This is a genomic window from Variovorax boronicumulans NBRC 103145 (assembly GCF_001591345.1).
In the GTDB taxonomy this organism is placed as follows: Bacteria; Pseudomonadota; Gammaproteobacteria; order Burkholderiales; family Burkholderiaceae_C; genus Variovorax; species Variovorax boronicumulans.
Genome location: NZ_BCUS01000185.1, coordinates 1 through 8,029, shown reverse-complemented (window position 1 = coordinate 8,029; position 8,029 = coordinate 1). Strand labels below are relative to the sequence as shown.

Annotated in this window: 7 protein-coding genes; 4 read left to right on the top strand and 3 right to left on the bottom strand. The window is 69.0% G+C overall.

Annotated elements, in window-relative coordinates:
• The 4 genes from VBO01S_RS29865 to VBO01S_RS29850 form a co-directional block, all read left to right on the top strand.
• Positions 1 to 901 (top strand): SGNH/GDSL hydrolase family protein (locus tag VBO01S_RS29865; protein WP_062482438.1); only part of this gene is annotated, 901 nt, incomplete at its 5' end.
• 78 nt (positions 902 to 979) lie between these two features.
• Complete coding sequence (locus VBO01S_RS29860; RefSeq protein WP_062482435.1) at positions 980 to 1,207, top strand: hypothetical protein; 228 nt, start codon at positions 980 to 982, stop codon at positions 1,205 to 1,207.
• 10 nt (positions 1,208 to 1,217) lie between these two features.
• A complete protein-coding gene (locus tag VBO01S_RS29855; protein ID WP_062482433.1) occupies positions 1,218 to 1,733 on the top strand; it encodes a 2'-5' RNA ligase family protein in 516 nt (171 codons plus the stop codon).
• Positions 1,727 to 2,743 (top strand): phosphotransferase enzyme family protein, encoded by a 1,017-nt coding sequence (locus tag VBO01S_RS29850; protein WP_062482431.1) that lies wholly within the window; start codon positions 1,727 to 1,729, stop codon positions 2,741 to 2,743. The genes VBO01S_RS29855 and VBO01S_RS29850 overlap by 7 nt, the downstream gene beginning before the upstream one ends.
• Positions 2,744 to 2,762: 19 nt before the next feature.
• Here VBO01S_RS29850 and VBO01S_RS29845 read toward each other — a convergent pair whose 3' ends face one another.
• From VBO01S_RS29845 to VBO01S_RS29835, 3 genes are all read right to left on the bottom strand, one after another.
• Positions 2,763 to 3,689, bottom strand: a complete 927-nt coding sequence (locus VBO01S_RS29845) for a hypothetical protein (protein ID WP_062482428.1) — start codon at positions 3,687 to 3,689, stop codon at positions 2,763 to 2,765.
• Between the two features lie 70 nt (positions 3,690 to 3,759).
• Positions 3,760 to 7,110, bottom strand: a complete 3,351-nt coding sequence (locus tag VBO01S_RS29840) for an error-prone DNA polymerase (RefSeq protein WP_062482425.1) — start codon at positions 7,108 to 7,110, stop codon at positions 3,760 to 3,762.
• The coding region (locus tag VBO01S_RS29835) for a DNA polymerase Y subunit UmuC family protein (RefSeq protein ID WP_062482422.1) at positions 7,103 to 8,029 on the bottom strand (927 nt) is incomplete at its 5' end. The genes VBO01S_RS29835 and VBO01S_RS29840, both read right to left, overlap by 8 nt.

The following is an 8,029-nucleotide window of genomic DNA, read 5'->3' as shown; positions in this document are numbered from 1 at the left end:
GCTGCCGCCCGGCGCGCGCCTCGTGAGCGACCCGGTCGACCTGCCGCTGCCCGCGCTGAGCGAGGTGGCCGTGTCGCTCTACCTGCCGGAACCCAGCCAGCCCGCGGGCTTTCACTTCGACGCGCGGCAGACGCTGTACATCGCCGATGGCGACCTGAGCGCCGCGGCGCGACTGCCGGCCGCCGCCACATCGTGGAGCACCCGCGTCTACGTGAGCGGCCTGATCGTCGAGACGCCGCAAGCGCCCGTCACCGTCGTCGCGCTGGGCGACTCGATCACGGACGGCAACGGCTCGACGCCCAGCGCCCACACGCGCTGGCCCGACGCGCTGGCCGAACGGCTCGCGCCGCGCGGCGTGGGCGTGCTCAACGCCGGCATCTCGGGCGGCCGGCTGCTGAAGGACGGCATGGGCCGCGCGGCACTCGAACGCGCGGGCCGCGATGTGTTTGCGCAGCCCGGCGTGCGCGCAATGGTCGTGCTGCTGGGCACCAACGACATCGGCTGGCCCGGCGGCCCCTTCGCGCCGCAGGAACCCGCGGTGCGCGCCGAGGCCGTGATCCAGGGCTTTCGCCAGCTGATCGAGATGGCCCACGCCCACAACGTGCGCATCGTGGGCGCGACGATTCCGCCCAACGAACGCGCGCTCGAAGGCACGCCGCTGGCCGGCCACCACTCGCCCGAGAAAGACAAGGTGCGCCAGGCCATCAACCGCTGGATCCGCGAAGGCGGCGCCTTCGACGCGGTGGTCGATGTCGACGCCCTGCTGCGCGACCCGGCCCGGCCGACGCGGCTGAAAGCCGCCATGGATTCGGGCGACCACCTGCATCCCGGCGACGCCGGCTACCGGGCGATGGCGGCGGCCATCGACCTCGACGCCCTGCTCGGCAACGATCTTCGATAGACTGCAAATATACTGTACATAAATACAGTCTTTTCTCTAGAATGGCTCGTCTCCAAGAACAACATTCGAGGCGACGCCATGACCACCGCCAACCCGCCTGCGCCCTCGGCGCAGGTGCTTTTTTTCTCCTCGCGACAGCATCCGTTGCAGTCGCGTTCGCGCACCACCGCCAGTACGGGCCGGATCTCGACCTGGCCCTTCAAGGTCACGCGCGACAAGGGCCCAGGCGACAGCCTGGACATCCGCGCCCAGGCCGCTCGCGTGCTCCAGACCACGGCCGCGCACTGGTGGCCGCCCGAGGCCTGAAGGTGATGCCGTGGCCGTCCGCCGCCGCCTCCTCATCGGCCTCTTTCCCACGGCGAACGTGCGCGCCGAAATCCTGGCGCACCGCGAAGACTGGTGGTGGCCGCGCGGCTGCACCCTGTCTGCGGCTCAAGGGCTGCACCTCACGCTGTATTACCTGCCCGATCATCAGGGCGAGGCCGAGCAACGCCTGCGCGACACGCTGGCCCGCGTGCCGATGCCACCGCTGGAACTCACACTCGACAGCTCCGGCACCTGGCGCAACGACATCTCCGTGGTCCGTCCCGCGGCACACGACGGGCTGCGCGAATTCCACGACGCGCTGACGTGCGCGCTGCAGCAAGCCGGCTTCATTTCCTACGCTCGCGGCTGGACGCCTCACGTCACAATTGCGCGGAAAAGCGAGCGCGCCGCGTGCCCTGGGCAGTTGCCACCGATCCACTGGACGGTGCGCGAGTTCCGGCTGGTCCGCTCGCACTTCACGCATCCCTTTCGCCACGAACTCCTGGACGCCTACCCCGCATGCTGACGCCGCCCGCCTTGTTGAACGATGCCATCGGCGCCTGCCTCGCCAGCCACTGGGGCCTGCAGGCGACACGCGCCGAATTCCTGCCGCTGGGCGCCGACGTCGATTCGGCCGCGTTCCGCATCGAGGCATCGGACGGCCGCGCGTACTTTCTCAAGCTGCGGCGCGGCGGTTTCACGCCCGCCGTGGTCGACGTGCCGGCCGTGCTGCATCACACCTATGGCATCGACGCCGTGATGGCCCCGCTGCTCACGCGCACGCGGCGACTCAACGTGCAGGATCAGGGCTTCGACTGGGCGCTCTACCCTTTCTTCGACGGCGCTGACGGCTTCACGCGCGCGCCGACCGACCGGCAATGGACCTTGCTCGGCACCACGCTGAGCACCATCCACCGCACCGAACTGCCCGAATCGCTGCGGGCAGGCCTGCCGCGCGAAAGCTACTCGCACCACTGGCGCGAAGGCGTGCGCCGCTACCAGCGCCGCTTCATCAACGGCGTGGCCGGCGACGATCTGGTCAAGCGCTTCCTCGCCTTCTGGGACGTGCACGACGAAGAAATCGATTCGATCGTCTACCGCAGCGAACAGCTTGCCTCGATCCTGCTCGAGAAGTCGCTGCCGCAGGTGCTGTGCCACGCCGACCTGCACGCGGGCAACGTGCTGCTGGGCGACGACGACCGCCTGTGCATCGTCGATTGGGACACGCTGATCCTCGCGCCCAAGGAGCGCGACCTGATGTTCATCGGCGGCGGGGTCGGCGGCGTGTGGAACCAGCCGCGCGAAGCGGCACTGTTCTTCCAGGGCTACGGCACGAACGAAGTGGTCGACACGCTCGCCCTCGCCTACTACCGCCACGAACGCATCGTGCGCGACCTGCTCGAGTTCTGCGACCAGATGTTCGACCCGCAGGCCAGCCGCGAAGACCGCGAGGAAGGCCTGCGTCAGATGGCGAGCCAGTTCGAGCCGGGCAACGTGGTCGCCGTCGCGCACCGCGACTACGACGCCATCACCTGAAACACATGAAGGGCGCCGCTCAGATCAGCAGGTCCTGCGCGTCGTCCTCGAAGCCCGCCACGGGCTGCGCCTTGGCCAGCGCCAGCCACACCGAAAAAGGAATGCGCTCGAAGGCGCGGTGCACCGCGGCGCGCGCCACCACGAGGCGCTCGCCCTCGAGCACCATCACGCCGCATTCGGCCGGGATCTCGTCGGGCGACGCGATGCAGCGGCCCTTGGCGTCGTTGCCCAGCACGTACCAGCACTCGCCGCCCAGGTCGAGGTAGGCCGCGCGCTTGTCGGGCTTGCGCAGGTCGCCCAGCAGGTCGGCGCGGCTGACCTTCACCTCGTGCACGATCGGGTGCGCATAGGCCTCGACGCTGGTGTTGCGGATCGAGAAGACGTCGGGCCGCGCCATGCACCAGCGCGGCTTGCCGCCCTCTTCGAGCGGCGGCAGCCGGGCGCGCAGCCCCAGGCCGCGCCAGGCGATGCGACCGCCACGCGTCATCTCGCGCGCCACGCGCTCCACCAGCGCCTCGTGCGGCGACAGCGCCGCGCGGTTGACGGTGAGCGTGGTGGCGATGCGCGCAATGCCCGCGTCGGTCACGCGCAGCGTCTCGTGGCCCAGTGCACTGCGCACGCGTTCGAGAAAACCGCCCGCGAGCAGCTCGACCTCGATGGTGTCGCAGCAGGGCCAGCCAGCCGAGCGGTAGATCTCGCGCAGGCGCCGCGCGTGGGGCTTGCCGAAGGGCACGGCCGTCTGCAGGGGCGGCGGGTCGCTCACCGGCGGCGGAAAACCGGGGTCCGTCACCGGGGGCACCGTGGGCGGCGGATCGCCTTCGGGCGGCGGCACGGGCGGCGGCGGTGGCGGCATGGGCACATCGGGCGCGGGCGGCGGCGGGCCGATCGGCGTGGCGACGACCTCATCGGCAAGAGCGATTGCGGCGGTTGCGGCGAGTGCGGACATGGGAGGAACAGGTTAGCGAAAAGTGAGGGGCGGCGCGAGGCATGGAACGATCGGTTGCATTCGCAATGCCTCAGTGGAAGTCGCGGCTGGTGTTGCTCTGCGCCAGCCGGCCCAGCAGCGGCGTGAGGTCCTTGAAGCCCGTGGCGATCAGGTGCTGCACCTTGCCGCCGCTGTCGTCGTCGCGCTGCCAGGTGCCCTGCACCGCGAGCAGGTGCGACTTGAGCAGCGGCTCGCGCCAGGCCTCGATGACGTGGCTCCAGACGATCACGTTGACGTTGCCGGTCTCGTCCTCCAGCGTGACGAAGATGGTGCCGTTGGCGGTGCCGGGCCGCTGCCGACCCTTGACGATGCCGCAGGCGCGCACGGTCTGGCCGCTGCGCGCGGCGCGCAGTTCCACCGCGCTCAGGAGCCGCATGCGCGCCAGGCGCGGGCGCAGCAGCGCGAGCGGATGGCGGCGCAGCGTGAGGCCCAACGCCGCGTAGTCGCCGACGATTTCTTCGCCCTCGGGCGCGGCCGGCAGGAGCAGCGCCTGTTCGTGGATCGGCACGCCCTTGAGCAGGGCCGACGAGCGATGCTGCGCGGTGGCGTCCCACACCTGCTGGCGCCGATGGCCCGAGAGCGACATCAGCGCATCGGCCGCCGCGAGCGCGGCCATGTCCTTGCCTTCGAGTTCGGCGCGCAGGGCCAGGTCTTCGGTGCTGATGAAAGGCGCTTGTGCGCGGGCTTTCAGCAGGCGCTCGGCGCCGGCGTCGCTGAGGCCCAAGACCCGGTTCAGGCCCAGCCGAACCGCGGGCTGGTTGTCGTTACCGAGGCGGTCGGCATAGCGCGTGTCGGTACCCGCGGGCATGCGCGGTGCATCGGGCGCGCGGGCTTCGAGCGTGGTGTCGATCTCGCTGCACGTGACGTCGACCGCCCGCACCTCGACGCCATGGCGGCGCGCGTCCTGCACCAGTTGCGAGGGGCTGTAGAAGCCCATCGGCTGCGAGTCGAGCAGTGCGGCGAGGAAGCAGGCGGGTTCGTAGTTCTTGAGCCAGCTGCTGATGGTGACGAGCAGCGCGAAGCTCGCGGCGTGGCTTTCGGGGAAGCCGTAGTCGCCGAAGCCGAGGATCTGCTTGAAGATGGCTTCGGCGAAAGTTTCCTTGTAGTCGTTGGCGGTCATGCCCTTGACCAGCTTGTCGTGGAACTTGCCCAGGCCGCCCTTGCGCTTCCACGCGGCCATGGCGCGGCGCAGCTGGTCGGCTTCGTCGGCGCTGAATCCGGCCGCGATCATTGCGATCTGCATCACCTGCTCCTGGAAGATCGGGATGCCCAGCGTGCGCTCCAGTGCGGGGCGAAGCGCTTCCTTCTCGTAGTGGATCGCCAAGCCCTTGGCCACCCGCTCGCGCTGCTTCAGATACGGATGCACCATGCCGCCCTGGATGGGCCCGGGCCGCACGATCGCGACCTCGATCACCAGGTCTTCATAGGTGCGCGGCTTCAGGCGCGGCAGCATCGACATCTGCGCGCGGCTCTCGATCTGGAACACGCCGATGGTGTCAGCGTCGCAGATCATGTCGAACACCTTCGGGTCGTCGTGGGGGACGTGGTGCATCTCCACCATCGAGCCCCGCCAGCGGTTCATGTGGTCGAGCCCGCGGCGGATGGCGCTCAGCATGCCGAGCGCGAGCACGTCGACCTTGAGCATCCCCATGGCTTCGAGGTCGTCCTTTTCCCACTGGATGACGGAGCGGTCTTTCATCGACGCCTTCTCGATCGGCACCAGCCGCGTGAGCTTGGTGTGCGTGAGCACGAAGCCGCCGACGTGCTGGCTCAGGTGGCGCGGAAAGCCCTTGAGCCGCTGCGTCATCTCGATCCATTGCACCAGCTTGAGCCGGTCTTCCTTCACCCCGACGCGCGCGGCAGCCTTGTCGAGCTGCTCGCCAAGCACGGTGTCGTCGAACCAGTAGTGGTCCTTGGCGAACTCGTCGACCAATCGCTCGTCGATGCCGATGGCCTTGCCGACGTCGCGCAAGGCGCTGCGCGAGCGGTAGCAGATGACGACGGCGGCGATGGCGGCGCGCTCGCGGCCGTACTTCTCGTAGATGTACTGGATGACGAGTTCGCGTTTCTGATGCTCGAAGTCGACGTCGATGTCGGGCGGCTCATTGCGATGGCGGCTCAGAAAGCGCTCGAACAGCAAGGTGGCCTTGTCGGGGTTGACGGCGGTGATGCCGAGGCAGTAGCACACCGCCGAGTTGGCCGAAGAGCCGCGCCCCTGGCAGAGGATGTCCTGCGAACGCGCGAAACGCACGATGTCCTCCACCGTGAGAAAGAACATCTCGTACTTGAGCTCGGCGATCAGCACGAGCTCTTTCTCTACCTGCGCGCGCACCTTGTCGGTAATGCCGCCCGGATAGCGCATTGCCGCCCCTTCCCAGGTCTTGCGCACCAGCGTCTGCAAGGGTGTCTCGCTGTTTCCCACGGTTTCGAGCGGGTACTTGTAGTTGTCGCGAATCACCTTCGGATCGAACCTGCACCGCCCGGCCACCACCAGCGTGTTCGCCAGCATGTCGGGCAGATAAAGCTCTGCCAGCCGCACCCGCTGACGCAGGTGCCGCTCCGCATTCGACTGCAGCGCAAAGCCGCACTCGGCGACGGTCTTACCCTCGCGCACGGCCGTCAACACGTCGTGCAGCGGCTTGCAGGCACGCACGTGCATGTGCACGTCGCCAGCCGCCACGAGCGGCACGCCCGTCTGCTCGCCCGCCTGCATCAGCGTGACGAACCACAGGTCGTCGTCGAACTCGTTGAACAGCTCCACGGCCAGCCAGAGGCTGTCGCCGTACAGCGCCTTGGCCGCTGCCAGGTCTTCCTGCAAGGAGGCTGCATCCGGCATACCACCCGGCGGACGGTGCGGCACGAAGAGCACCTGGCAGTCCTGCAGCGAAGCCACGTCGCTGCCCTCCCAGCTCACGCGGTACTCGCCCTTGGGCAATTCGGTGTTGCGCGCAGCGGTGATGAACTCGCAGAGGTTGCCCCAGCCTTCGGTGTCGTTCGCGATCACCACGAGCTTGAAGCGCTCGAAGTGGAATTCGCTGCCGAACAGCAGGCGGAAGGCGGGGTTGCGCGGGATCGGTGGTTCATCCGGGTGCTCGCGCTCGTACTCGTCGAGCTTCGCAGGCAGATCACGCAATGCGACATAGGCACGCACGATGCCCGCCACCGAGCATTCATCGGTGATCGCCAGCGCCGAGTAGCCCAGGTGATAGGCGCGCTCCACCATGTCCTCGGGCATCGATGCGCCGCGCTGGAAGCTGAAGTTCGTGAGGCAGTGCAGCTCGGCGTAGTCGGGCAACCCCGGCACCGGCTTCTGCCGTTGCGGCAGCACATGCACCTTGGCAGGCTGGCGCTTGCGCTCTTCCTTGCCGCTCAGGTCAGGCATAGAAGCCTTGCAGATACCAGCGCACCTCGCCCGACGAAAAGCGCGTGGCGGGCCGCTCGCGAAAGATCCACACCAGGCCGGCCTCGGGGCTTTCGGCCACGTAGTAGTCGCGCATCGCGGGCTGGCCGCCGTCTTCTTCGCCGCCCCACCAGCCGGCCTCGACGCGCTGCGGCCCGACCAGCTTGCGCAGCGGCCCGCAGTAGCACGGGCGCTCGCCGTCCATCTCGAGCCGCAAGGGTTCGGGCAGCAGCCAGGGCGGGTAGATCGCATCGGGCTGCGAGGCGGCTTCCTTGCGGGCCTTGTCGGGAGCAGGCGTTTTCTCTTTCTGCAGCGCGGGCCGCCACCGCTGCTGGCGCTCGGGTCGGTGGTCGGCCTGCGCGAGCGGCACCACCACCTGGTCGGCGCCGAGCCGCACGCTGAGCCGTTCGACCATCTCGTGCAGCTTGTCGCCCTTGCGGTTGTCTTCCGGCAGGAAGCTGGTGCTGGCGCCGGCCAGCGGATCGGTTTCGAGCGTGCGCAGCTTCAGCCAGCTCGCGGGTGCGGCCAGCGTGGTGAGCGCGAGTTTTTCGGACAGCAGGCGGCGCAGGTGCGCCATGTCCTGCGTGGGCTCGGCCGTGCGCACGGTGAGCTGCTGGTGCGGCGGCAGGGTCACGCCGTTGAGGCGCCGCAGATCGAGCGTCCATTGCAGTTCGAGCGCACGCGCGCCGCGCTGGCGGGCGCGCAGCCAGATCTGCAGTGCCGAGAGCAGGCGGTTGGCCGACCACATGAGTTCGGGCCCGGTCTCGGCCAGCGCGGGCAGTTCGAGCTTCTGCTCGAACACGTCGGGCAGCGTGAGCCAGGCGTGGCTTTCGGGGCGCAGGCCCCAGGCGATGTCGAGCGCCTCGCGCAGCCCGGCGCCGAAGCGTCGCGCCAGCCCGCC

What these genes read in the sequence shown, in the direction of transcription:
- VBO01S_RS29860 (WP_062482435.1), top strand. Translation starts at nt 980, where the DNA reads ATGACCACCGCCAACCCGCCTGCGCCCTCGGCGCAGGTGCTTTTTTTC.
- VBO01S_RS29850 (WP_062482431.1), top strand. Translation starts at nt 1,727, where the DNA reads ATGCTGACGCCGCCCGCCTTGTTGAACGATGCCATCGGCGCCTGCCTC.
- VBO01S_RS29845 (WP_062482428.1), bottom strand. Translation starts at nt 3,689, where the DNA reads ATGTCCGCACTCGCCGCAACCGCCGCAATCGCTCTTGCCGATGAGGTC.
- VBO01S_RS29840 (WP_062482425.1), bottom strand. Translation starts at nt 7,110, where the DNA reads ATGCCTGACCTGAGCGGCAAGGAAGAGCGCAAGCGCCAGCCTGCCAAG.